Source organism: Bacillus sp. FSL P4-0248 (assembly GCF_038593305.1).
Classification (GTDB): Bacteria; Bacillota; Bacilli; order Bacillales; family Bacillaceae; genus Bacillus; species Bacillus safensis.
In genome coordinates this window covers 2,539,757-2,565,158 of record NZ_CP151983.1, presented here as the reverse complement: position 1 = coordinate 2,565,158, position 25,402 = coordinate 2,539,757, and the positions used below count along the sequence as shown (strand labels likewise).

Genomic DNA, 25,402 nt, shown 5'->3' with positions numbered 1-25,402 from the left:
TCCTAAAAAGAGACGTTTAGATAGTACAAAAGTAAGGGTAAGTATGTACTATTGGTTCGAGACAAATTGGGGGAATGAAAGCGATGATGCAAACAACAAACAATTTATCGTCACATGTATTGGAGCAATCAGCTGTTCTTCGTGCATTAGAGCACTCGCTGGCAATGATTGAATTTAATGTGACAGGTGAAGTTCTATGGGTGAACGATATTTTTGCAAAAGCCATGGGATATTCTAAAGAAGAGATGATCGGTCTTCAACATAGACAGCTCTGTCCTCCGCATATTACAGAACACACGAGCTATCACATGTTTTGGAAGCGTTTGAGAGAAGGTCAAGTTTTTCAAGAAAAAGTGCAGCGGATCACGAAAAACGGCAGCAGCTTATGGCTTGAAGCGACATATTCACCTGTTCGAGATGAAGAAGGAACTGTAGTAGGTGTTGTGAAAGTGGCGACAGATATTACGGAGAGAGAACATACAATGAAGCAAGTCGTAGAAGACTTAAAGGAGATGTCTGCAAAATTAATGGAACGAGCAGAAGTTGGCATTCAGCATAGTCAAAGTGTCAATGCCTCCTTTGATCATATAGCAAACGAAACCGATCAAAATATGAGCTTGCTAAAAGGATTAACCGAGCAGGTAGAGTCCATCAGCTCCATTGCTGCAAGCATTAACAGCATTTCTTCACAAACCCAGCTGCTCGCCTTAAATGCGGCAATAGAAGCGGCACATGCGGGTTCCTATGGAAATGGCTTTAGTGTAGTGGCAGCAGAAATTCGAAAGCTAGCGACAAATTCAAAAGAAGCGATCGTCAAGGTAGATCAATACGTGAAGGCGATCCATGCAGAAGTAGAGAAAGTCAGCAGCGGAACAAGCCGGGCAAAGACAACCGTGTTTACTAACCGGGATCTTGTAAAGCAGGCAAGTGAGGAATTCATCATTGTAGGAGAAGCAGCACGCGGCTTAGACCGGCAAGCGCAAAGTCTAGCGGCAATCATATAGCTCTAAGACTACAAAAACACCCAATCTCGTCGTCAGGAGAAGGGTGTTTTTTTGTTCTATTTTAATATATCAAACAATTCATGTAAGTCTTTGATTTCATAATCAGGCGTCACATCTGTTTCGTTTTTCTTGCCATGGCGATTGATCCAAACGGTTTGGATGCCAGCGCGAGATGCGCCGAGAATATCTGTTTTCGGATTATCTCCAACCATGATCACTTCGTCTTTTGTTAAGTTTAACAGCTGAAGGCAGTGCTCAAAGATACCCGGATCAGGTTTGCCTTTCCCGTAGTCTCCTGAAATCACAATTTCGTTAAAATAAGGGGCAAGCTCAGGAACACCTGCCAGTTTTTCCTTTTGAAGGCTAGGATCTCCGTTTGTTAAAAGGAGCAATTCGTAGCTGCCTTTCAGGCGGTTTAAAACAGGGTATGTTTCTTCATAGACATATGGGCGTTTTCTGCGCTCTGCTGCAAAGAAATCAGCCAAATATTGTCCAAATGCCTCATCGTCAATTCCCGCTGCCCTTAAGCCATTGGTCCAAGCGTTTTTGCGATACTCAGGTGCAAGGGCGTTCAGCTTTTGAAAGCCTTCGCTAATCGGTTCACTAAAATTCGACCACAGTCCTTCGAAAGGATTAATGCCGATCATGACAGTATAATCATATGTTTCATAGGAAGAGTACAGCTTTCTTGCTTCTTCACGTACAATCTGTTCAAACGATTCTGGATCAAGTCCATATTTCTTTTCCGCTTCCCGGCAAGTTTCCTGAAAAGTTGTGTGAATGCTTTTTTCATCCCAAAGCAAAGTATCATCTAAATCGAAAAATACGGCTTTCATGATCTTCTCCCTTGTTATGTATGTGTTACCTTCAATTGCAAGTGACAGGCTCATGTTCATTTTACAATAGAAGAAGAGGGCAATAAAGAAAAGATTTGAGAGATATTTGATCATTGACCGCACATGATAGAATAGAAAGACAGTAGATATGACATACATCATTTGAGGTGGCCGGTTTGCTTCATTTAATTATCATGATGATCGAGCGTGTGGGGATCATCGTTATTTTAGGATTTGTGCTTGCCCATGTGAAGGGTTTTCGCAATCTATTGCTACATAATCAAGGGTTTCGGAAAAAGGCAATTCTTGTCTTCATTTTTGCTTCTTTTAGTATTATCAGCAATTACACAGGAATTGAAATTCAGCAGCAAATTGTCATGAATCATGAGTTTTCTTATCACCTTGGCTCGTCAAGCTCTATCGCCAATACGAGAATTATGGGGATCGAAATGGGAGGTTTAATCGGGGGGCCGTTTGTAGGGATTGGCGCAGGGCTTTTAGCTGGAATTCATCGCTATTCCTTAGGAGGAAGCACCGCGCTCAGCTGTGCGATTTCTTCCATTTTAGCGGGTGTCATTGCAGGCTATGTCGGCAGCAGGTTTAAGCGGAGGAATCGAATGGTGACACCTCGCCAAGCAGCTCTTTTTGGGGTGGCGATGGAATCATTACAGATGATCATTATCCTTCTGTTTGCAAAGCCATTTGCGGATGCATGGGGGCTTGTCAGTATCATCGCCCTGCCGATGATCTTTGTGAATGGAATCGGCAGCTTTATCTTTTTATCTATTTTACAGTCAGTCATTCGGCAAGAAGAGCAGGCAAAAGCGATGCAGACACATCGTGTATTTTCGATCGCCGATCAAACACTGCCTTTTTTCCGCCAAGGGTTAAATGAACAGTCATGTAAAAGTGTGGCGGAGATCATTCATCGGTTGACTGAAACAGATGCGGTCTCCTTAACAGACACAGAAAAGATTTTAGCACATGTCGGAGATGGAACAGATCATCATATTCCATCTAAAAGCCTGATTACAGGGCTGTCGAAACAGGTTTTGATGAGCGGCAAGATTATGAAGGCGCATTCGAAGGGCGAAATCAATTGTTCAGTCGCCCATTGCCCTCTTGAAGCGGCCATCGTGCTGCCGCTCACTTCTAACGGTCAAACGATTGGAACGTTAAAAATGTATTTCAATTCTCCGGTCGGATTAAGCAGGGTGGAAGAGGAGCTTGCAGAAGGTTTGGCGATGCTGTTTTCCACACAGCTTGAGCTGGGGGAGGCGGAAACTCAAAGCCGCCTCTTAAAAGATGCAGAGATCAAAGCACTTCAAGCACAAGTGAACCCGCACTTTTTATTTAACGCTATTAATACCATCTCTGTTTTATGCAGAACCAATGTGGAGATGGCAAGGAAGCTGCTGCTTCAGCTAAGTATTTATTTCCGTTCAAATATGCAAGGCGCCCGCCATTTGCTGATTCCAATGCAGAAAGAGATTCAGCATGTGGAGGCATATTTGTCACTTGAACAAGCAAGGTTTCCAAATAGGTACCATGTGACCTTTCAAATCGAAAAGGAGCTGGAGCAGGTGATGATTCCGCCCTTTGTGCTTCAGGTGCTTGTTGAAAACGCAGTGAGACATGCTTTTCCTAAACATCAAAAGAATTGTGAAGTCATCGTATCTGCTTTGATGAAAGATGGGCATGTTTATATGGAAGTGACAGATAATGGACAAGGGATCGATGATGACAAGATGGCTCAGCTATTAAAAGCGCCTGTCGAATCACTAGAAGGAACAGGGACAGCCCTTTTTAATTTAGATCAGCGGTTAAGAGGGATTTTTGGCAGACAAGCCGCTTTATCCATTCATAGTGACAAAGGCACTGACATCTCATTTCGCATTCCGATGGACTATGTAAAAAAGGATGATTCTCGTTGATGAAAGTATTAATCGTAGATGATGAAGTGTTAGCAAGAGATGAATTAAAATACTTATTACGAAGAACGAAAGAGGATGTTCAAATACAGGAAGCAGAAAATATAGAATCTGCTTTTGACCGGATGGTCGATCATAAGCCGGATTTGCTCTTTTTAGACATTGATTTATCTGGTGAGAACGGATTTGATATTGCCAAAAGGCTCAACCGGATGTCTGATCCGCCAGCGGTTGTATTTGCGACAGCCTTTGATCAATATGCGCTGAAGGCGTTTGAGGTAAGTGCCCTTGATTACTTAACAAAACCATTTGATGAAGAGCGGCTGCTCCAGACGATTCAAAAGTTTAAAAAGTGGAAATCTGTTGAGACGCAAGAGCACCAGCTGTCAGATGAGAAAGCGCCCCGCCAGCAAAAATTAGCGATCTCAGTTGATGACTCAATTGTGATCCTGCGAGTTGAAGAGATCATGTATGTAGGACTCAGCGAGGGGAAAAAGGTCGTGAAAACAAAGGATCACATGTATGAGGTCTCAGAACCGCTGGTGGTCATTGAAAAGAAACTTCCTGAGGCTTACTTTATGAGGGTCCATCGCAGCTATATCGTGAATACCTCTCATATGAAAGAAGTACAGCCGTGGTTTAATTCGACGTATAATCTGCATATGACAGACGGGTCTATCATTCCTGTCAGCCGCACATATGCCAAAGAATTAAAGAAGTCACTCCTGCTAGAGTAGGAGGGCTTTTTTTGTTTGTATTTCAATACTCGTTTTTTGCATTTCAGTCATTGAATCGAGCGAGTTTTATTGTAAACGCTTCATTCGTTTATTTCATGCCTTATACTGAGGGCAGTCGAAGAAAGAGGTGAAGCGGCATGAGTGCCACGAAAGTATATGGATTTCTATCTCAAGCATTTATTTTTGCAACCGTAATGTTTGTTTCTAATCTCATTTCAATGTATTTACCGATTCCGATGCCCGCATCCGTCATTGGTTTGGTTCTATTATTTGTTTTGTTAACAACGAAAATCGTTAAACTGGAGCAGGTGGAGCAATTAGGAACATCATTGACAGGACTCATTAGCTTTCTATTTGTTCCCTCTGGAATCTCAGTCATTCAATCACTAGGTGTCATGCAAGAAGTAGGTGTGCAAGTAGTCGGCGTCATTATCATTGCAACCATTATGCTACTTGCAGCGACAGGGCTGTTTTCGCAGCTTCTCATGCAATTATCAGAAAGACCGCAGAAACGTAAAGAGACAAAGGAGAGTAAATCTGCTCCTTCTCATTCAAATAAACCAGCTTCAAGTACGCATTAAAGGAGAGATGCAAAATGGGTACAAGTACAATGAGTCCTTATTTTGGCATTGTCGTCTCATTAGTCGCCTTTGGGATAGGGACATTCTTATTTAAAAAATCAAAAGGTTTCTTCTTGTTCACCCCGCTGTTTGTGGCGATGGTACTAGGCATTTTATTTTTGAAAGTTGGCGGTTTTTCCTACGCAGATTATAATGAGGGCGGCAAGATTATCAAATTTTTCTTAGAGCCTGCCACGATTGCTTTCGCTATCCCGCTTTATAAGCAGAGAGCCTTGCTTAAAAAATATTGGTGGCAAATTTTATCCGCTATTTTTGTAGGTTCACTTTGTTCCATTACGATCGTATATCTCGTAGCGAAAGGGATTCATTTAGATGCGGCTGTGATGAAAAGCATGCTTCCACAAGCAGCGACAACAGCGATTGCTCTTCCGATTGCAAAGGATATTGGCGGAATCGCAGATATCACAGCCTTTGCGGTCATATTAAACGCAGTCATTGTCTATGCACTAGGTGCCTTCTTCTTAAAATTATTTCGCATTAAAAACCCAGTGGCAAAAGGTCTTGCACTTGGTACATCAGGACATGCGCTTGGGGTTTCTGTTGGAATTGAGATGGGAGAAGTAGAAGCAGCGATGGCAAGTATCGCCGTTGTGGTCGTAGGAGTTGTGACCGTTATCGTCATTCCAATCTTTATGCAGTTGATTCTTTGATGGCGTCATTGTGTGAAAAAGTCTTGCCCAATTCGTCTCATCATGTTAAACTGAAAAAGTTGTTTCAAGAGTTCGGTTACTTGACGGACGAATGAAAATTGTGTAGAATAATTAACGAATTGAATAGATATCACAAGCAGAAGCACCCGCTTCTCACCTGATTGACACATGTTTGTAGTTGACAGGTTGACCGTACATTTATTTTTTCATGCAAATGTTCGCAGTGTGGGTGTTTTATATGCCCACACTTTTTGTTTGCCTGTAAAACATACAACGAAATGGTCAAATGAATTGTGAACTCAATTCAAAATCTCATGGAGGTGGCTCACTATTAGCAAAGATCAATTAGTTAATGAAGGTATTCGTGCGCGTGAAGTTCGTTTGATCGGACAAAATGGCGATCAGCTTGGGATTAAAACCCGCCAGGAAGCTCTGGAAATTGCTGCTAAAGCCAATCTTGACCTTGTGTTAGTTGCTGCAAATGCAAAACCACCTGTTTGCCGAATCATGGACTATGGTAAGTTCCGATTCGAACAGCAGAAGAAGGAAAAAGAGGCACGTAAGAATCAAAAAATCATTAGCTTAAAAGAAGTTCGGTTGAGCCCGACAATCGATGAACATGATTTTAACACGAAGCTCCGTAATGCAATCAAATTCCTTGAAAAGGGAGATAAAGTGAAAGCTTCTATCCGCTTTAAAGGCCGTGCGATTACGCATAAAGAAATCGGACAGCGCGTGTTAGACCGTTTCTCTGAAGCCTGCGCTGAAGTAGCAACAGTAGAAACAAAACCTAAGATGGACGGACGCAGCATGTTCCTCATGCTTGCACCAAAAGTCGAAAAGTAAAGTAACAGAGGGAGGAAACATCCAATGCCAAAAATGAAAACTCACCGCGGATCTGCTAAACGTTTCAAAAAAACAGGTTCTGGTAAACTTAAACGTTCTCATGCGTACACAAGTCACTTGTTCGCTAACAAATCTACAAAGCAAAAACGTAAATTGCGTAAGAGTGCAATCGTAAGTGCTGGAGATTTCAAACGTATCAAACAACAACTTGCAAACATTAAGTAATTTGGAATAGGAATCATAGGAGGGAATTACAATGCCAAGAGTAAAAGGCGGAACTGTGTCGCGTCAGCGTCGTAAAAAGGTTCTTAAATTAGCAAAAGGTTATTTCGGTTCAAAACATAGATTATACAAAGTAGCAAACCAACAGGTGATGAAATCTGGAAACTACGCTTTCCGTGACCGTCGTCAGAAAAAACGTGACTTCCGTAAACTATGGATCACTCGTATCAACGCTGCAGCTCGTATGAACGGTCTTTCTTACAGCCGTTTAATGCATGGCTTAAAGCTTTCTGGTATCGAAGTAAACCGCAAAATGCTTGCTGACCTTGCTGTGAATGACCTAAATGCATTCAATCAGCTTGCTGATGCTGCAAAAGCACAACTAGACAAGTAAGTTCTATAAAAGATCATTCCTTCGAGGGGTGATCTTTTTTTCTCATCATGTGAGGTGAAATGAATGAATATGGCTTTGATCCTGCTGCTTATTTTGGTGAATGGCTATGGCTTTTTTCTCATGGGTGAAGACAAACGCCGCGCCAAAGCACATAAATGGAGAATTTCAGAGGCGCATTTATGGAGTGCTGCGGTTCTTTTTGGCGCTGCCGGGTCATATCTAGGAATGCAGTATTTCCGGCATAAAACAAAGCATCCTGCCTTTCAAATCGGCATGCCTTTATTAATTATTTTGCAGTTGATCCTATTGGGATATATCCAAGTTATTTGAAAAAGGAGCAGACGCCATTAGGACGGCGTGTCTGCTCCTTTTTTTTGTTTGATTTTTTTTATGGGCTGATCCCAATCAATTTTTGTTTGAGGATAACGCTCGATAATGTTTTCCTCCAGTTTTTCAAAGTCTTCTAATGTAAATTCACTCAGCTTCTCAGGTGACTCCGTCCAAACGTAAATGGAGTGGACAAACAGAGGATGATCCTTAGAAGGAACATGCTTCTCCCCTTCAAACAAGACACCTTTATAGACGAAATTAAAATTTTTGCGCGCATTTTGCTGTTCGTCCATAAAATAAAAGCCTTCTTTTAATTGTGCTTGTTTCAGCTTTCTTCTCGGATTTGAGAAGAATTTTACCGCCATGTAGAAGATGTAGACAAGCAGTGCAACAAGAGCTAGTCTCATGAGGATTACAAACATGACAGGATGCACCTCCAATACCGTTATCTGATGTACTACGAATGAAAACGCCAAAAGGTTTCAACTTTTTTAAAAAAAATATTTCGTAAAACGAAAAAATATTCATAAAAAGATCGTATTGAACGAAAGAGGTTTTGTATAATAAGAATGCACCATGAAGATAAAGGAGGATAAATGGAATGACAAAGCTCGATCAAACATTAACTATGCTGAAAGACCTAACGGATGCAAAAGGGATTCCAGGAAATGAACGTGATGTCAAAAAAGTCATGCAGACATACATAGAATCATATGCAGATGAAGTCTCTACAGACCGCCTTGGCAGCTTGATCGCTAAAAAGGAAGGAAACGCTAACGGACCTAAAATTATGCTCGCTGGTCACTTAGATGAAGTAGGATTCATGGTGACAAAAATTGATGACAAAGGCTACATTCGTTTTCAAACAGTCGGCGGCTGGTGGTCACAAGTCATGCTCGCCCAGCGTGTCACCATTGTGACGAAAAAGGGAGAGATCACAGGGGTAATTGGTTCAAAGCCACCACACGTCTTGTCACCTGAAGCTCGTAAAAAGTCAATTGAGATTACGGATATGTTTATTGATATTGGGGCGTCAAGCAAAGAACAGGCAATGGAGTGGGGCGTGCTGCCTGGAGATCAAATCGTTCCTTACTTTGAGTTTACAGTCATGAATGATGAAAAAATGCTCCTTGCAAAAGCATGGGACAACCGCATTGGCTGTGCAGTCGCCATTGATGTCATGAAAAATTTGCACAATGCTCAGCATGAGAATATTGCTTACAGCGTCGCAACTGTCCAAGAGGAAGTAGGCCTGCGCGGAGCTAAAACAGCAGCGGCTACGATTCAGCCTGATATTGGATTTGCCATTGATGTAGGTGTAGCAGGAGATACACCGGGCATCACTGAGAAAGAAGCAACTAGCAAACTTGGCAAAGGCCCAACGATTGTTGTATTTGATGCTTCAATGGTCTCTCATAAAGGACTTCGTGATTTTGTTGTCCAAACAGCTGATGAACTAAACATTCCTTATCAATATGACTCAATGCCTGGCGGCGGGACAGATGCTGGCGGTATTCATTTAACAGGCCATGGTGTTCCATCACTATCTATCGGAATTCCGAGCAGATATATTCATACCCATGCCGCAATGATTCACCGAGATGATTATGAAAATGCAGTGAAGCTTTTAACAGAAGTGATCAAAAGACTTGATCAAAAAACCGTTGAACAGATTACGTACGGTTCTTAAGTAAGAAAGCCTTTCCTCAGTACAGGGGAAAGGCTTTCTTATTGAATTTCCCAGGAAATGAACGGTGTGTTCAAAGTGAGTCGAAAGAACTATTTTCAGTAAAAGAGGAGAATGTTTCCTAGTGAATAAGGCACATGTGATCGAGCGTTTATTTTTGTAAGATGAAAGCAATAAAAAGGACAGAGCCATAGAATGCCCTGTCAAAAGAGAGTTTATGGAAGTAGGTGAAGCTACCTTAAGAATAAACATATTATTCTTATTTGTCAACTTGGTTTTAAAAGAAAGAAAAATCAATCAATTTATGTTATATTTGTAACAAATTGTTTATACAAAGGGGATGGTTAAATGAATGCGGTTACAATTGTAATAGGATCTATGTGTATTTTAGCGATTGCCTATCGTCTTTATGGCACATTTATGATGGTCAAGGTATTAAAGGTCACAGATGATCATCCTACACCGGCTCACACGCTAGAGGACGGGAAAGATTATGTGCCGACAAATAAATGGGTCACATTTGGGCATCACTTTGCTGCCATTGCAGCTGCTGGTCCGTTAGTGGGTCCGATTTTAGCCGCTCAATTTGGGTATTTACCTGGTCTCCTTTGGCTTTTAATTGGAGCAGTCATAGGCGGAGCTGTACATGATCTAGTCGTCTTATTTGCATCGATGCGAAAAAAGGGGAAATCATTATCAGAGGTCGCGAAGGAAGAGCTGGGACCTGTTGCCGGGTTTTGTACAGGACTTGCGATGCTGTTTATTATTACAATTACAATGGCAGGTTTGTCTATGGTTGTGCTTCATGCTTTAGAACGTAACCCTTGGGGGACATTTGCAGTTGGAATCACGATTCCGATTGCGATGGGGGTTGGTCTGTATTATAAAAAAACAGGCAATTTAAAGCTGGCGACATCTGCGGGATTTATTTTGCTGATGTTTGGGGTATTCCTTGGTCCAAATATTCAAGGAACGGCACTAGGTGATTTTTTAACACTTGATACAAAAACGCTTGCTCTTGCCCTGCCGATCTATGCCTTTTTTGCTGCGGCTCTGCCAGTTTGGCTGCTGCTTGCACCGAGGGACTATTTAAGTAGTTTTATGAAAATTGGTGTATTCATTGCGCTGATTGCTGGTATCTTTGTCGTGAATCCGTCCATTCAATTCCCCGCGTTTACAGAGTTTGTGAATGGAGGAGGACCTGTATTAGCTGGTCCTGTCTGGCCATTTATTTCGATTACCATTGCTTGCGGTGCCATTTCTGGTTTCCACGCATTTGTTGGTTCAGGGACAACACCTAAGATGCTGGACCGATGGAGTGATATGAAGCCTGTTGCGTTTGGCGCAATGCTTGTGGAATGCTTAGTTGGGATTATGGCTTTAATTGCGGCTACTGCTCTGCATCCAGGAGATTATTTTGCGATAAACAGTACACCCGAAGTGTTCCGCACACTCGGTATGAGTGTCGAAAACCTTCCTCAGCTGAGTAAGGAAATCGGCCTTGACTTAGAAGGAAGAACGGGTGGTGCCGTAACATTAGCGGTAGGGATGGCGTATATCTTTACGGGGATTCCGTTCTTTAGTCATTTGGCTTCTTACTTCTTCCAGTTCGTCATTATGTTTGAGGCTGTCTTTATTTTAACTGCTATTGATGCGGGGACACGTGTGGCACGCTATTTGATTCAAGACTTCTTAGGTGAAGCATATAAACCGCTTAAACGAACTGACTGGATACCTGGTTCGGTGTTTGCAAGTGCGCTTGCTTGTTTTATGTGGGGATACTTACTTTACTCAGGGGACATCGGGTCTATTTGGGCGCTGTTTGGGGTTTCAAATCAGTTAATGGCCTCGGTTGGGTTGATCATCGGGGCAACCGTTGTATTAAAAATTGCAGATAAAAGACGATATATGCTGACTTGTTTAATTCCGCTTGCTTACTTATATGTGACGGTGAATTATGCAGGCTATTGGATGGTAGCAAATGTATATCTCAATCCTGAAGCATCCGGTTACAGCGTGCTGAATGCGGTGCTGTCGATCATCATGCTGATCTTAGGTTTTGTGATTATTGTGTTTGCGATAAAAAAATGGGTCGAAATCTGGCGTGATCCAGCGCTTCGAATGGAGACGCCTATCACTGGTTAAATGAAAAAGGCCGGCTTGCTTATATAAGCAAACCGGCTTCTTTTATTGCTGCTGCTGAGGCTTTAAGCCTTGCTCTAATGTTTCAAGGATCTCATTTTTCTCGTTTTCTGATGCTTCTTGCCATAGCACTTCGAACAACACGCCAAGGCCTGGCAGCATTTTTTCCTCGCCGCTTTGAATAGCATCTAAAATCGTATGTTCAAGCTGTTCTTGATTATGGCCAGTAATGTTTTGAATGACTGCGCCTCTTAAATTAAAATCCATTGCCCACACTCCTTTTTTGATGGTAATAGCCCTATTCTGTCTCAAAGACAGGTTTATTATGTAGTGTGCATGAGATATAATAAATTCATGATAATTAAAGGAGTTAACGTCGCTTGAAATATATAGAATCAGCTAAAAACACAAACATTAAACAATGGAAGAAGCTCCATACGAAAAAAGAACGAACGAAAACGGGGCTGTTTCTCGTTGAGGGAATACATTTAGTCGAAGAAGCATTAAAGAGCGGGATCGTGAAAGAATTAATGGTCACCTCGCCCGATATGCTTCCTTCTCATATCCAGCCTGACATTGAGCTTTATGAACTGAGCGAAGAGGCCTTTTCTGCCATGACAGAAACGGAAACGCCTCAGCACATTGCCGCAGTCTGTACAGTTCCTGTTTTTGAAGAAAAGAAGGTTGAACGAATTCTTTTATTAGACGCAGTGCAGGACCCGGGGAATTTAGGCACACTCATTCGAACAGCAGATGCCGCTGGTCTTGATGCTGTGATCTTAGGAGAAGGAACAGTTGATGCGTTTAACGGAAAAACGCTCCGTTCGGCACAAGGGTCTCATTTTCACCTGCCTATCTTAAAGCAAACTCTTCAACAGGCGATCACCGAACTGAAAGAACGAGGCATACCTGTATACGGGAGTGCCTTAAAAGATGCGAAAGAGTATAGAAGCGTAACGGCAGAAGGTCCGTTTGCATTAATTGTTGGAAATGAGGGAGCAGGTATTGATCCAGCGATTCTGCAAATGACAGATCAAAATTTATATGTGCCAATGTATGGGCAGGCAGAATCATTAAATGTCGCTGTTGCAGCAGCTGTTCTTGTCTATCATTTGCGCGGATAGTGTTGCATCAAGTGCTCATTTTCACTATAATGAAACTAATATTTTAAAAACCATGATAGAGGAAGATTGTTTCAAGAAGCGGCCTTTTAGGGAGAATGCATCGTAGACTGAAAGTGCATTTAAGGAATGCTGAAACAGGAATTCACCTCTGGAGTTGTCACCGGGACCGCAGGCTTTGCGTAAAGGTGAACCGGATTCGTTTGATTCCGTTATGTCAATGAAGCTTATTCGCACATGCATTTGTGCTTAACAAGGGTGGTACCGCGACCACAACTCGTCCCTTCTTTTATGGAGGAACGGGTTTTTTTATTGTCTTCAAACGATCAAACAGCCGTTTATCCGAGCGGTTTTGTATATCAAAAGGAGGATTACACTCATGCAAGAAACGTTAAAACAGCTTGAAACAGAGGCGATAGCGAAGGTTGAAGCAGCTAGCTCGCTCAAAGAGGTCAATGACATTCGTGTTCAATACTTAGGGAAAAAAGGACCGATTACAGAAGTACTTCGCGGAATGGGCAAGCTCTCCGCAGAAGAAAGACCGAAAATGGGTGCACTTGCTAACGAAGTAAGAGAGCAGATTGCTGGTGCCATTGCTGAAAAAAATGAACAGCTGGAAAAAGAAGAAGTGAAGAAAAAACTTGCGTCTCAAACGATCGATGTTACTTTACCGGCAAGTCCAATCAAAATGGGAGCAAGACATCCATTAACGATTGTTGTCGAAGATATTGAAGATTTATTTATTGGCATGGGCTATACCGTTGAGGAAGGTCCTGAGGTAGAAACGGATTATTATAACTTTGAAGCGCTGAATCTTCCAAAGGAGCATCCGGCACGTGATATGCAGGACAGCTTCTATATTACCGAAGATACACTGATGAGAACACAAACATCACCAGTACAAGCACGTACACTTGAGAAATATAAAGGACAAGGTCCTGTGAAGATCATCTGTCCTGGGAAAGTATATAGACGTGACAGTGATGACGCGACTCATTCACATCAATTTATGCAAATTGAAGGGCTTGTCGTCGATCACAATATTAGCATGAGTGATCTAAAAGGAACGCTGGAGACAGTCGCAAGAAAAATGTTTGGTGAAGATCGTGAAATTAGACTGCGTCCAAGCTTTTTCCCATTCACAGAACCATCTGTCGAAGTCGATGTGTCTTGCTTTAAATGCGGCGGGAAGGGCTGCTCCGTATGTAAAGGAACAGGCTGGATTGAGATTTTAGGTGCAGGAATGGTTCATCCGAATGTCCTGAAAATGAGCGGATTTGATCCAGAAACTTACCAAGGCTTTGCTTTTGGAATGGGTGTGGAACGGATCGCGATGCTGAAATACGGCATTGATGATATTCGCCATTTCTACACAAATGACATTAGATTCACAAAGCAATTCAAGCAGGACTAAGAGGAGGAAATCAACATGTTTGTTTCATATAAATGGTTAGAAGACTATGTCGATTTAGAAGGCATCAAGCCGGATGAATTAGCAGAAAAAATCACAAGAAGCGGAATTGAAGTGGAAGCCGTTGAATATAAAGGCGAATGTATTAAAGGAGTTGTCGTTGGACACGTCATTGAACGTGAACAGCATCCGAATGCGGATAAATTAAACAAATGTCTTGTTGATATCGGCGAAGACGCACCGGTGCAAATTATTTGCGGAGCTCCCAATGTGGAGAAAGGACAGTATGTGGCCGTCGCAACGGTGGGTGCAGTCCTTCCTGGCAACTTTAAAATTAAAAAAGCAAAACTGCGCGGTGAAGAGTCTCATGGCATGATTTGTTCTCTGCAAGAATTAGGCGTAGAAAGCAAGCTCGTACCAAAGGAATATGCAGAAGGCATCTTTGTTTTCCCGAATGACGTGAAACCAGGGGATGATGCCCTTCAAGCACTTCAATTAGATGATGCGGTACTTGAGCTTGGCTTAACACCAAACCGTGCCGATGCCCTGAATATGCTGGGTGTCGCTTATGAGGTTGCCGCCATTTTAGGAAGAGACATCAAGCTTCCTGATACAGCACATGACACTTCTTCCGAAAAAGCAGCAGACTATATTTCTGTTAAAATTGAGGATCAAGAAGCGAATCCACTTTATGCAGCGAAGATCATTAAAAATGTAAAGGTTGGACCAGCACCGCTTTGGATGCAAACAAGATTGATGAATGCAGGCATCCGTCCAATTAACAACGTTGTGGATATTACAAACTTTGTACTGCTTGAATACGGCCAGCCGCTTCATGCCTTTGATTATGACCGCTTTGGTTCAAAGCAGGTGGTCGTTCGTAAAGCGTCTGATAGCGAAATCATTCAAACACTGGATGAGCAAGAGCGCACATTGTCATCAAAGCACCTTGTCATCACGAATGGAACGAAAGCGCACGCGGTAGCAGGCGTCATGGGCGGCTTTGAATCAGAGGTACGTGATGAGACGACAACGATTCTTTTAGAAGCGGCATATTTCAACGGTCAAACAGTCCGTCAAGCATCTAGAGACTTAGGGCTTCGCAGTGAATCAAGCACACGATTTGAAAAAGGACTCGATCCGCAGCGTACGAAACCGGCAGCAGAAAGAGCAGCTCAATTGATCAGCTTGTATGCAGGCGGTGAAGTGCTAAGCGGTACAGTTGAGGAGAATCACCTTGAAGCAAGTATGAATGTCATCCACGTATCAACTGAGCGTGTGAACAAGGTGCTTGGAATGAGCATTTCAAAAGAAGATATGATTCAGATTTTCAACAAACTAGGCTTCACAGTGGGCGAATCAAATGATGTTCTTGTCGTAACGGTTCCTTCCCGCAGAATGGATATTACGATTGAAGAAGACCTCATTGAAGAAGTGGCAAGATTATACGGCTACGATAATATTCCATCTACACTGCCTAGGGCAGCCGGCACCGTTGGCGGTCTCACGCCATACCAAGTGAAGCGCAGAAAGGTAAGACGTTTCTTAGAGGGGGCAGGACTTTCTCAAGCGATTACGTATTCATTGACGAATCAGCATAAGTCCACAGCTTTTGCACTGCATCCAGCCTATGAAACGAGACTTTCTCTGCCAATGAGTGAGGAACGCAGTGTGCTGAGACAAAGTCTTCTGCCAAACTTACTTGATTCTGTTGCATATAACTTGGCAAGACAAGCTGATTCATTTGGATTTTATGAAACGGGCTCTGTTTTCTTAGCAGAAGCTGAAGGGGCAAAACCAGTGGAAAAAGAACATGTCGCTGGTGCGCTGACAGGCTTATGGCATAAAAATCTTTGGCAGGGCGAGAAAAAAGCCGTCGATTTTTATGTAGCGAAAGGAATTGCTGAAGGATTGTTCGAAAAGCTTGGTGTGTCAGGCCAAATCACTTATGTTCAAGCAGAGCGTGAGGGTCTTCACCCAGGGCGAACTGCAGATGTTCACTTAAATGGTCAAGTCATTGGCTTTGTTGCCGCACTGCATCCAGTCGTTGAAAAGGAATTGGATTTAAAAGAAACGTATGTCTTCGAGTTTGATTTAACAGATGTGATGACATCTGAAACGAAGGATATGAAATATACAGCGATCCCGAGATTCCCTGCTGTGACAAGAGATATCGCACTTGTTGTCGATCAGCATATCTCAAGCGGACAGCTGGAGCGTGTCATCTATGAAGCAGGCGGTCATCTACTCACAGACCTATCTGTATTTGATGTGTACGAAGGGGAACATATGGAAGAAGGCAAAAAATCTGTTGCATTCTCTCTTCAATATTTAAATCCTGAACAAACGTTGACCGAGGAAGAAGTCACAGCTGTTCACACAAAAGTTTTGAAAGCACTAGAAGATACGTATCAAGCCGTCTTACGCGGTTAAAGAAAAAAAGCTAAGGCCTCATGGCCCTAGCTTTTTTTATAACATTTTTTTCGCTTTTTGTGTGTTGGCAAAATGCAGCTTTGTAAATTGACGTAAAGCATCTTCACCGTGCAGCTTGATGAGCTTGGCGGCGGCCTTGTCTACATGAGGACCGGCTCCTTTTGGGATGTCAAAGCCTGCAGCCTGTGATAATTTGTCCATTTCAATTAAAAAGGCGTACCTTGCGATAATGGAAGCTGCAGCGACTGACAAATGGATGCCTTCTGCTTTTGTACTAAAATACGTCCGCTCCCGGATGATTTTTTTCCCGGCAAGATGCTTGAAATAAATCCCTGGTTCTGCAAATTGGTCAATCAAAATGGCTTCAGGCTGCTGTCCGTCCAGTTTTTCTAGCACAGAGGTGATGACTTGGTTATGAAGCAGTGCCTTCATTTTTCCTTGACTCATGCCCTTTTCCTGCATTGTATTGTACTTTTCATTTCGGAGAACGAGAAGGCTGAACGGAATGGTTTTGATGAGATCCTTGGCAATGTTGAGAATTTGCGGGTCCTTTAGCCCTTTTGAGTCTTTTACGCCAAGCTCTTTCATTAAAGCAAGCTGGCTGGCATCAACATAGGCCGCACAGACTGTGATCGGTCCGAAATAATCACCTGTACCTACTTCATCTGAACCGATGACCGACATGGAAGCAATGCCGGGCGGCGGACTGTATTTTGTAACAGCAGGTGATTTTTGACTTTTCGTATCAGCTGCTTGCAAGTGGCTGAATTGACTGGCTTCAGCTTCTGCCTTTTGTCCTTGAAACAATACTTTTCCAGATCGATAGGCTGTAATCGTACAGCCAGGGACTTTTGCTTGAAAGAGGGCGCCTGGCGGCAAATTGTCTGTTAAATGGTGCGCATACGCGCTCTTCATCTTTTTGAGGTCTTCTGATGTTGCTTTTAAAACGGATTGGGGCACAGTGGATAACTCCTTTTTACCTTGATATCATTGATTTCTAAAGTGTACCATAACAGGGAAGGGCTCGTCTTTCCATTCAATGTCTAAACATGTTATGATAGAGACTAGGATTCTCGTGGAATGGAGGAGAAACGTTGTCTGACGGCGGTAAAACGAAAACAACAGTTGAGATTTACGGACAGTCCTATACGATCATCGGACAAGAAACGAAGATGCATATGCGACATGTTGCGTCAATTGTTGATGATAAAATGAGAGAAATAAATGAAAAAAATCCATATCTTGATATAAACAAATTAGCTGTACTGACAGCAGTCAATGTCGTCCACGACTACTTGAAATTAAAAGAGCAATACGAAAAATTAGAGATTCAGCTAAAAGAAAAGGAATGAAATTACCGTGATCGATATCATCATTTTGTTTTTGCTTCTTATGGGAACGCTTGTCGGTCTAAAACGCGGGTTTATTCTTCAATTTATTAAATTGATCAGCTTTGTTGTTTCTATCTTAGTGGCTTCCATGTTTTATCAGTCACTTGCACCACAGCTTACGTGGATTCCGTCACCTAATTTTAACGGCGGTCAACCGCAGCTCGCTTTCTTTAGCGGGAATCTAGAAACAGCTTATTATAATACCATTGCGTTTATCATTCTGTTTATCTTGACCAAAATCCTGCTCGCCATCATTGGCGGATTGCTCACAACCATTGCAAGTATACCTGTGATTAAACAAGTGAACAAACTGCTTGGCGGTGTTTTAGGATTTCTGGAAACCTATTTATTTGTGTTTATTCTATTGTTTGTCGCTGCATTACTTCCAGTAGATGCGCTCCAAACAATGATGAGCAAATCAATGTTAGCAGATGTGATCGTAAACAACACCCCTTACCTGTCCGGTCTTGTCAAAGACCTATGGTCGACGTATGGAGTTTAAAAACTTCTCCTTTTCTGGAGAAGTTTTTTCTCATTCCATGACAGAAAGTTGTAGGATGAAGGGAAAGTTTGTATATTTATATAGGAAGATGCCAAAGCGGCTGGAGGATGAGAGATGAATAAAAAAGATATTATCAAACTTCTTGAAACAATTGCAGTATATATGGAACTAAAAGGAGATAATCCTTTTAAAATTTCTGCCTTTCGTAAAGCAGCAGCGGCACTGGAACAAGACGACCGCAGCCTTTCTCAAATAGATGATCTATTAGCATTACCCGGCATTGGAAAAGGAACCTTTGCTGTGATCACAGAGTATATCGAAAAAGGACAATCAGAAACACTCGAACAATTAAAAAAGGAAGTGCCTGAAGGACTTGTTCCGCTCTTAAAGTTGCAAGGGCTTGGCGGGAAGAAGATTGCGAAGCTTTACCAAGAGCTTGGTGTCCATGATGCCCAGTCATTAAAAGAAGCATGTGAAGCGGAAAAAGTACAAGCGCTTGCAGGCTTCGGTAAAAAAACCGAAGAAAAGATTCTCGCAGCTCTTGAGGAGGCCGGAAAGCAGCCAGAACGACTGCCAATTGGCTTTGCATTAGATGTGGCAGAGCGGATTGATCATGCGCTTGAACAGATGAAGGGTATTATTCGTTTTTCTAGAGCTGGCAGTCTAAGACGTGCACGGGAAACTGTCAAAGATTTAGATTATATCATTGCGACCAGCGATCCTGAACAAGTCAGAGAGCAGCTCGTTGCACTTGATGATGTCAAAGACGTCATTGCAAGCGGTGATACGAAGGTATCTGTCATTCTTGCCCTTGATTTTGAGATCAGTGTAGACTTCCGGCTTGTGACAACAGATCAATTTGCAACAACGCTGCACCATTTCACTGGCTCAAAAGATCACAATATTCGCATGCGTCAGCTGGCGAAGGAACGCGGAGAGCGTATTAGTGAATATGGTGTGGAAACAATTGAAACTGGAGAAGTCAAAACGTTTGAAGACGAGGCCGCTTTTTATGCGCATTTTCAACTTCCGCTCATTCCGCCAGAAATTCGTGAAACCGGAGCGGAGATTGATACGTATAAAGAAAGTATGCAATTTGTAGAGTTAAAAGATATCAAAGGCGACCTTCATATGCACTCAACATGGAGTGACGGCGCATTTTCTATTCGCGAAATGGCAGAGGCATGTATCGCAAAAGGCTATGAATACATGGCGATTACAGACCACTCGCAATATTTAAAAGTAGCAAACGGTTTAACAAAAGAACGTTTACGTCTGCAAGCAAAAGAAATTGACAAGCTGAATCAAGAATTCGAGCATTTTCACATTTTCAAAGGGGTCGAAATGGATATTCTCCCGGATGGATCATTAGATTATGATGATGACTTTTTAGCAGACATGGATTTTGTCATTGCGTCTATCCACTCGAGCTTTTCTCAGCCGGAAGAAGTCATTATGGAGCGCCTTGAAAATGCCCTGCGGAATCAGCATGTGGATTTAATTGCACATCCAACAGGCCGTTTGATCGGCAGACGGGACGGCTATGCCTTAAATATAGATCAGCTCATAGAGCTTGCGAAGAAAACGGGAACTGCACTAGAGCTCAACAGCAACCCGTCAAGACTGGATTTAAAAACAGAGCATTTAATGAAAGCAAACGAAGCAGGTGTGAACATCATGATCAATACAGATGCGCACAATATCGCCATGCTGGATCATATGGAAGTTGGTGTAACAGCTGCAAGAAAAGGCTGGACACCAAAAGCAAATGTCGTGAATACTTTTTCTCTAAGCGAGATCAAAAAGTTTTTAACGCGTGACAGGTAGTCGTTAGGAGGCTGGACCATGCTGCAACAAAAAGTGTTAGCATCATTAGAATTTCATAAAGTAAAAGAAAAAGTCATGTCCTATACCGCATCCTCATTAGGAAAAGAAAGAGCGCAGGATTTAACGCCGCTGACGGATATCGAAACCATTCAGCATTTGCTGGAAGAGGTAGCAGAAGCACAGGATGTCATCCGCTTAAAGGGATCGGCGCCATTTGGCGGGCTGACGGATATTAGACGCGGGGTCAAACGGGCAGAAATCGGCAGTACATTAAGCCCATCTGAGCTCATGGAAATTGCAGCGCTGTTATACACTGCGAAAAACATGAAGCACTTTCTCACGTCCCTGTATGAAGATGGTGTAGACATACCTCGCCTTCATACATATGCAGAGACGCTGATATTACTGCCTGAAGTCAGAAAAGAAATCGAAAGCTGTATTGGTGATAATGGAGAAGTGCTTGATCATGCAACTCCGGCGCTACGAACAATACGTACGCAATTACGTTCATTAGAATCAAAAGTGCGAGATAAATTAGAATCCATGATTCGCTCACAATCTGCTTCAAAAATGCTGTCAGACACGATTGTTACCATTCGTAATGACCGGTTCGTGCTTCCAGTAAAGCAGGAGTACCGCTCGAATTACGGCGGAATTGTTCACGATCAGTCATCATCAGGAGCAACCCTATTTATCGAGCCGCAAGTGGTCGTGGATTTAAATAACACCTTGCAGCAAACCCGTTTAAAAGAAAAACAAGAGGTCGAAAAGATCCTCCAAATGCTGACAGCGAGCGTGTCAGAACACATTGAGGAACTTCTTCACAATGTAAAAGAGCTTCAGACGTTAGATTTTATTTTTGCTAAAGCCAAATATGCAAAGGCAGAAAAAGCCACAAAGCCTGCTGTGAATGATCAAGGGGAGATTTATTTAAAGCGGGCAAGACATCCTCTATTGCCTAGGGATCAGGTTGTGGCAAATGACATTGAGCTCGGCAAAGATTTTTCAACCATCGTTATTACTGGCCCAAATACAGGGGGTAAGACAGTTACCTTGAAAACGCTTGGTCTTCTTACGCTGATGACGCAGGCAGGCCTTCATATTCCAGTTGAAGAAGGCTCGGAAGTGGCTGTATTCGACCAAGTCTTTGCTGATATTGGAGATGAACAATCTATTGAGCAAAGCTTGAGTACGTTCTCATCTCATATGGTCAATATTGTAGATATCTTAAAGAATTTGACATCTAACTCACTCGTGTTATTTGATGAATTAGGGGCAGGAACAGACCCTGCAGAAGGTGCCGCGCTGGCCATGAGTATCTTAGATGAAGTGCATCAAACAAATGCACGCGTCATCGCAACGACCCATTATCCTGAGCTGAAGGCTTACGGATATAACCGGGAAGGTGTCACAAATGCGAGCGTGGAGTTTGACATTGAAACCTTATCACCAACGTATCGCTTGCTCATCGGTGTGCCCGGACGAAGTAATGCATTTGAAATTTCTAAACGTCTTGGGTTGCCAGATCACCTCATTGACCGTGCAAAAGCGGATATGCATGCCGAGCATAATGAAGTAGACCAAATGATTGCTTCATTAGAAGATAGCAAGAAACAAGCAGAAGAAGAGCTGCATGAGACAGAAGTCTATAGAAAAGAAGCAGAAAAGCTTCATAAAGAATTGCAGAGACAAATTCTTGAATGGAATGAGCAAAAGGACAAACTGCTTGAAGAAGCTGAAAAAAAAGCGGCAGAAAAAATTGAACAAGCCTCAAAAGAAGCAGAAGACATCATTCAAGAGCTTCGTTCGATAAAAAATGAGCATCGATCATTTAAAGAACATGAACTCATCGATGCGAGAAAGCGTCTTGAAGAAGCAGTCCCTGAGTTTGACCGGAAGAAAAAGCCAGAGCCGGTGAAAAAAGCAGCAAGACAGCTAAAATCAGGCGACGAAGTGAAAGTGCTCACCTTCGGGCAAAAAGGAACGCTGCTTGAACAAACAGGTGACAAAGAATGGAGTGTCCAAATGGGCATTCTGAAAATGAAAGTAAAAGAAAAAGACATGGAATTTATCAAATCAGCACCTGAATTTAAGCAGGAGAAAGCCATTACGGCAGTCAAAGGAAAAGACTATCATGTATCGCTTGAGCTTGACTTAAGGGGAGAGCGTTATGAAAATGCCTTAAGCAGAGTCGAGAAATATTTAGATGATGCTGTCTTAGCTGGTTATCCGCGTGTGTCAATCATTCACGGAAAAGGAACTGGCGCCCTTAGAAAAGGGGTTCAGGAATTACTGAAACAGCACCGAAGTGTGAAAAATGCTCGTTTTGGGGAACAAGGCGAGGGAGGATCAGGCGTTACCATCGTCGAATTAAAGTAAAAAGGAGAAAACGCATGAAAGCCTTTTGGGAAAATGAACTTGTGGAAATTGCCGCCTATTACAGCGTGGCCGTCCTATGTCTTGTCTTATTTCTAACCATTTTTGAACTCGTTACCTCCTATAAAAACTGGGAAGAGATCCAGCGGGGGAACTTAGCTGTTGCCATGGCAACAGGCGGAAAGATTTTTGGGATTGCGAATGTGTTTCAGCATTCTATCGCACAGCACAATTCCCTTCTGCAAATGATTGGATGGGGCGTATACGGCTTTGTGATGCTGCTTGTCAGCTATTTCATTTTTGAATTTTTAACACCACGATTTAAAGTAGACAAAGAAATTGAGAATGATAATAGAGCGGTCGGGTTTATTTCACTCATTATTTCAGTTGGGCTGTCTTATGTAGTAGCAGCCGGCATTTAAGGAGACGACATGGAAAAGCTAGCAAAAGTATTAATCGTAGTTGCCTGCACTTTTGCGGTCATTGGTGCCGTTTACATGTTCCTGTGAAATGAAGAAGACAAAGTGAGAAAGCTGTCAGGGATTCCTTGGCAGCTTTTATCTCACCAGAAGGCGGTGAATCACATGAAGCAAATTCTGCAAAAAGACGAACTCATAAAGCGAATTGATACTTGTCTCCAAATGACTTCCCTGCCACGAGACATATACGAACCGTATATTGCACGTCCATTTCAAACAACTGGATTTTTTGATGATTTGAGCCCTTATATTCAAATCGATCCGAGTGGCTATATTCTTATTCAATATGAACGAGGAATCCAAATGCTGCATAAAAGAACAAAAGCGGCGGATGAAGTCATTTACTGGATTTTAGAAGACACAATCTTTCTTACAGTCTACATAGATATGATGAGGCAGTATCAAGTCGACAACATCCAGACGCATTTACCTAATGACCCGAGTATCCATCAACAGATCGTGGAGAGAGTAAATGAGTCATTTCGTGCAATCGGTGGATTATATGAACAGTGGCATCATGAAGGAAAAAGAGCATCGATCGAAACACCGGCAAAGAAGTAAAGATGCCATGGAACCAAGCTCTATTTGAAAAAAGAAAACTGCCTTAAGGAAAAGTTTGCTATAATAAAATAGTACGAAAGTTCAGGAAGGAGGGTTTTTATGCAGTCAGATAAACGTTGGCTTCTGCATTACCCGAATCAAATTCCCCACGAACTCACCATTCCAAATGAGACGTTACAATCTTACTTATTCAGCTCCGCAGAGGCTGCACCTGAGCATACAGCCATTCATTTTCTAGGAAAAAACATCACCTATGAACAGCTCCAGGAAGAAGCATTGAAACTAGCTGGTCACCTGATGAAAATTGGCGTGAAAAAAGGCGACAGAGTAGCAATCATGCTGCCAAACTGTCCTCAATCTGTCATTTCTTATTATGCTGTTTTAATTGCAGGCGGCATCGTTGTTCAAACGAACCCGCTTTATACGGAGAAAGAACTGGCATATCAAATGGAGGACAGTGGCTCAAAAGTGCTGATTACACTGGATTTATTGTATCCAAAGGCCTATAAAATGAAAGCGCTGACAAGTATGGAGCACTTGATCATCACCAAACTGCAGGATTATTTACCATTTCCGAAAAACATTCTGTTTCCTATCGTCCAAAAAAGAAAAAATAAAATGGTCATCCAAGTAGAGAAAAGCGAGACCATTCATCACTTCTCACAAATTATGAAAGAATCGTCAGAAGAACAGATTCCGGCGCTTGCCTTTGAACCGAAAGAGGATGTCGCTGTTTTGCAATATACAGGCGGAACGACTGGTTTACCAAAAGGGGTCATGCTGACGCATGAAAATATTTTAGCGAATACTGAAATGTGCGCTTCTTGGATGTATAAAACGACAAGAGGAAAAGAACGAATCCTTGGCATCATTCCGTTTTTTCATGTATACGGAATGACGACCGTATTAAACCTTGCTGTGAAAGAAGGGCATTCAATGATTCTCCTTCCGCGATTTGACGCAGCTGATACCCTCAAAACGATTGAAAAACAGAAACCGACACTCTTTCCAGGTGCACCCACCATGTATATTGCCTTGCTGCATCATCCGAACATTGAAAAGTATGACTTGTCGTCCATCACTGCATGTTTAAGCGGCTCGGCGGCTCTTCCTGTTGAAGTCAAACAGAGCTTTGAGAAATTAACAGGAGGTCGTTTAGTTGAGGGGTATGGTCTTTCAGAAACTTCGCCAGTGACCCATTCTAACTTTTTATGGGGAGCGAACAAAACAGGCAGCATTGGCTGTCCGTGGCCTGGGACAGACGCAGGCATTTATTGCGAGGAAACGGGTGGCCTTAAAGAGCCGTATGAGCACGGAGAAATTATCGTCAAAGGGCCGCAAATTATGAAAGGCTATTGGAATCAGCCAGAGGAGACAGCAGCTGTATTAAGGGATGGATGGTTTTTCACCGGAGATATTGGGTATATGGATGAGGACGGTTTTTTCTATATCGTTGACCGGAAAAAAGATGTCATTATTGCGAGCGGTTATAATATTTACCCAAGAGAGGTCGAAGAAGCCCTATATGAGCATGAGCTTGTACAAGAAGTCGTTGTCGCAGGTATACCAGATCCTTATAGAGGAGAAACAGTAAAAGCGTTTGTTGTGCCGAAAAAGGATGCTTATTTAACAGAAGATGAACTCGATCGCTTTGTCAGAACGAGAATTGCTTCATTTAAAGTACCGCGCGTGTATGAATTTAAAGAATCACTGCCTAAAACGGCCGTCGGAAAAATTTTGCGCAGAGTATTAATTGAAGAAGAAAAAAGAAAGCAAGCTTCATCATCTGAGACACCTGTCGATCAATTGAAGAAATAACGTCCTTCATCATCCGGTCGAGCGGCCGGATGATTTGAATGATGACCATCTGCTCTGGTATGA

25 protein-coding genes and 1 other annotated feature are annotated in these 25,402 nt (G+C 42.5%); of the genes, 21 read left to right on the top strand and 4 right to left on the bottom strand.

Features of this window, described 5'->3' with window-relative positions:
* Positions 1-83: 83 nt before the first annotated feature.
* Entirely contained in the window at positions 84-1,004 is a 921-nt protein-coding gene (locus NST65_RS13200) for a methyl-accepting chemotaxis protein (RefSeq protein ID WP_034279678.1), read from the top strand.
* A 56-nt stretch (positions 1,005-1,060) separates the two neighbouring features.
* On the opposite strand, the gene NST65_RS13195 is transcribed toward NST65_RS13200, so the two are convergent.
* Complete coding sequence (locus NST65_RS13195) at positions 1,061-1,840, bottom strand: HAD family hydrolase (RefSeq protein ID WP_034279681.1); 780 nt, start codon at positions 1,838-1,840, stop codon at positions 1,061-1,063.
* 176 nt (positions 1,841-2,016) lie between these two features.
* On the opposite strand from NST65_RS13195, the gene NST65_RS13190 reads away from it, so the two are divergent.
* From NST65_RS13190 to NST65_RS13155, 8 genes are all read left to right on the top strand, one after another.
* A complete protein-coding gene (locus tag NST65_RS13190) occupies positions 2,017-3,774 on the top strand; it encodes a sensor histidine kinase (RefSeq protein WP_081124653.1) in 1,758 nt (585 codons plus the stop codon).
* Positions 3,771-4,508: a LytTR family transcriptional regulator DNA-binding domain-containing protein gene (locus NST65_RS13185; protein ID WP_081124652.1), complete on the top strand. Its 738-nt coding sequence runs from the start codon at positions 3,771-3,773 to the stop codon at positions 4,506-4,508. The genes NST65_RS13190 and NST65_RS13185 overlap by 4 nt, the downstream gene beginning before the upstream one ends.
* A gap of 137 nt (positions 4,509-4,645) precedes the next feature.
* On the top strand, positions 4,646-5,089 hold the full coding sequence (gene lrgA / locus NST65_RS13180; RefSeq protein ID WP_024425718.1) for an antiholin-like murein hydrolase modulator LrgA: 444 nt from the start codon (positions 4,646-4,648) through the stop codon (positions 5,087-5,089).
* A 14-nt stretch (positions 5,090-5,103) separates the two neighbouring features.
* Positions 5,104-5,799 carry an antiholin-like protein LrgB gene (lrgB, locus tag NST65_RS13175; protein ID WP_181566845.1) on the top strand — a complete coding sequence of 232 codons (696 nt, stop codon included), beginning with the start codon at positions 5,104-5,106 and terminating at the stop codon, positions 5,797-5,799.
* A 128-nt stretch (positions 5,800-5,927) separates the two neighbouring features.
* Positions 5,928-6,059, top strand: a sequence feature (ribosomal protein L20 leader region).
* Positions 6,060-6,129: 70 nt separating this feature from the next.
* Positions 6,130-6,645 (top strand): translation initiation factor IF-3, encoded by a 516-nt coding sequence (gene infC, locus NST65_RS13170; RefSeq protein ID WP_024425720.1) that lies wholly within the window; start codon positions 6,130-6,132, stop codon positions 6,643-6,645.
* 24 nt (positions 6,646-6,669) lie between these two features.
* On the top strand, positions 6,670-6,870 hold the full coding sequence (rpmI, locus tag NST65_RS13165) for a 50S ribosomal protein L35 (RefSeq protein WP_003216324.1): 201 nt from the start codon (positions 6,670-6,672) through the stop codon (positions 6,868-6,870).
* Positions 6,871-6,901: 31 nt separating this feature from the next.
* Positions 6,902-7,261 carry a 50S ribosomal protein L20 gene (gene rplT / locus NST65_RS13160; RefSeq protein ID WP_007501659.1) on the top strand — a complete coding sequence of 120 codons (360 nt, stop codon included), beginning with the start codon at positions 6,902-6,904 and terminating at the stop codon, positions 7,259-7,261.
* Positions 7,262-7,324: 63 nt separating this feature from the next.
* Positions 7,325-7,591 carry a DUF1294 domain-containing protein gene (locus NST65_RS13155; RefSeq protein ID WP_034279690.1) on the top strand — a complete coding sequence of 89 codons (267 nt, stop codon included), beginning with the start codon at positions 7,325-7,327 and terminating at the stop codon, positions 7,589-7,591.
* 17 nt (positions 7,592-7,608) lie between these two features.
* Here the strand turns inward: NST65_RS13155 and NST65_RS13150 are convergent, their stop codons facing one another.
* Positions 7,609-8,013, bottom strand: a complete 405-nt coding sequence (locus NST65_RS13150) for a hypothetical protein (RefSeq protein ID WP_024426127.1) — start codon at positions 8,011-8,013, stop codon at positions 7,609-7,611.
* A gap of 179 nt (positions 8,014-8,192) precedes the next feature.
* On the opposite strand from NST65_RS13150, the gene NST65_RS13145 reads away from it, so the two are divergent.
* Together NST65_RS13145 and cstA are read left to right on the top strand one after the other, a co-directional pair.
* Positions 8,193-9,281, top strand: a complete 1,089-nt coding sequence (locus NST65_RS13145; RefSeq protein WP_024425723.1) for a M42 family metallopeptidase — start codon at positions 8,193-8,195, stop codon at positions 9,279-9,281.
* A gap of 345 nt (positions 9,282-9,626) precedes the next feature.
* The gene (gene cstA / locus NST65_RS13140; RefSeq protein WP_046312019.1) at positions 9,627-11,423 is read left to right on the top strand and encodes a carbon starvation protein CstA; all 1,797 of its coding nucleotides are present in this window, start codon (positions 9,627-9,629) and stop codon (positions 11,421-11,423) included.
* 42 nt (positions 11,424-11,465) lie between these two features.
* Here cstA and sspI read toward each other — a convergent pair whose 3' ends face one another.
* Positions 11,466-11,687: a small acid-soluble spore protein SspI gene (gene sspI / locus NST65_RS13135; protein ID WP_024425725.1), complete on the bottom strand. Its 222-nt coding sequence runs from the start codon at positions 11,685-11,687 to the stop codon at positions 11,466-11,468.
* Between the two features lie 113 nt (positions 11,688-11,800).
* On the opposite strand from sspI, the gene NST65_RS13130 reads away from it, so the two are divergent.
* The 3 genes from NST65_RS13130 to pheT all read left to right on the top strand — a co-directional run bounded on the left by NST65_RS13130 (position 11,801) and on the right by pheT (position 16,385).
* Positions 11,801-12,544, top strand: a complete 744-nt coding sequence (locus NST65_RS13130; protein ID WP_046312017.1) for an RNA methyltransferase — start codon at positions 11,801-11,803, stop codon at positions 12,542-12,544.
* A 376-nt stretch (positions 12,545-12,920) separates the two neighbouring features.
* Positions 12,921-13,955, top strand: a complete 1,035-nt coding sequence (gene pheS / locus NST65_RS13125) for a phenylalanine--tRNA ligase subunit alpha (RefSeq protein ID WP_034279699.1) — start codon at positions 12,921-12,923, stop codon at positions 13,953-13,955.
* A 15-nt stretch (positions 13,956-13,970) separates the two neighbouring features.
* Positions 13,971-16,385: a phenylalanine--tRNA ligase subunit beta gene (gene pheT / locus NST65_RS13120; protein ID WP_111926341.1), complete on the top strand. Its 2,415-nt coding sequence runs from the start codon at positions 13,971-13,973 to the stop codon at positions 16,383-16,385.
* Between the two features lie 36 nt (positions 16,386-16,421).
* Here pheT and rnhC read toward each other — a convergent pair whose 3' ends face one another.
* Positions 16,422-17,345: a ribonuclease HIII gene (rnhC, locus tag NST65_RS13115; RefSeq protein WP_101676782.1), complete on the bottom strand. Its 924-nt coding sequence runs from the start codon at positions 17,343-17,345 to the stop codon at positions 16,422-16,424.
* Positions 17,346-17,479: 134 nt separating this feature from the next.
* Here rnhC and zapA point away from each other — a divergent pair, with 134 nt between their 5' ends.
* The 7 genes from zapA (at position 17,480) to NST65_RS13080 (ending at position 25,339) form a co-directional block, all read left to right on the top strand.
* A complete protein-coding gene (gene zapA / locus NST65_RS13110) occupies positions 17,480-17,737 on the top strand; it encodes a cell division protein ZapA (RefSeq protein WP_012010831.1) in 258 nt (85 codons plus the stop codon).
* 7 nt (positions 17,738-17,744) lie between these two features.
* Complete coding sequence (locus NST65_RS13105) at positions 17,745-18,278, top strand: CvpA family protein (RefSeq protein ID WP_111926343.1); 534 nt, start codon at positions 17,745-17,747, stop codon at positions 18,276-18,278.
* 114 nt (positions 18,279-18,392) lie between these two features.
* The gene (polX, locus tag NST65_RS13100) at positions 18,393-20,105 is read left to right on the top strand and encodes a DNA polymerase/3'-5' exonuclease PolX (protein WP_081124649.1); all 1,713 of its coding nucleotides are present in this window, start codon (positions 18,393-18,395) and stop codon (positions 20,103-20,105) included.
* A gap of 21 nt (positions 20,106-20,126) precedes the next feature.
* Complete coding sequence (locus NST65_RS13095; protein ID WP_111926587.1) at positions 20,127-22,484, top strand: endonuclease MutS2; 2,358 nt, start codon at positions 20,127-20,129, stop codon at positions 22,482-22,484.
* A gap of 14 nt (positions 22,485-22,498) precedes the next feature.
* Positions 22,499-22,903, top strand: a complete 405-nt coding sequence (locus tag NST65_RS13090; RefSeq protein ID WP_008345990.1) for a DUF350 domain-containing protein — start codon at positions 22,499-22,501, stop codon at positions 22,901-22,903.
* Positions 22,904-23,065: 162 nt separating this feature from the next.
* Positions 23,066-23,521 carry an immunity 63 family protein gene (locus NST65_RS13085; protein ID WP_034280732.1) on the top strand — a complete coding sequence of 152 codons (456 nt, stop codon included), beginning with the start codon at positions 23,066-23,068 and terminating at the stop codon, positions 23,519-23,521.
* A 99-nt stretch (positions 23,522-23,620) separates the two neighbouring features.
* Positions 23,621-25,339, top strand: coding sequence for an AMP-binding protein (locus NST65_RS13080; protein WP_041115046.1), 1,719 nt, complete (start codon positions 23,621-23,623; stop codon positions 25,337-25,339).
* Positions 25,340-25,402 lie beyond the last annotated feature (63 nt).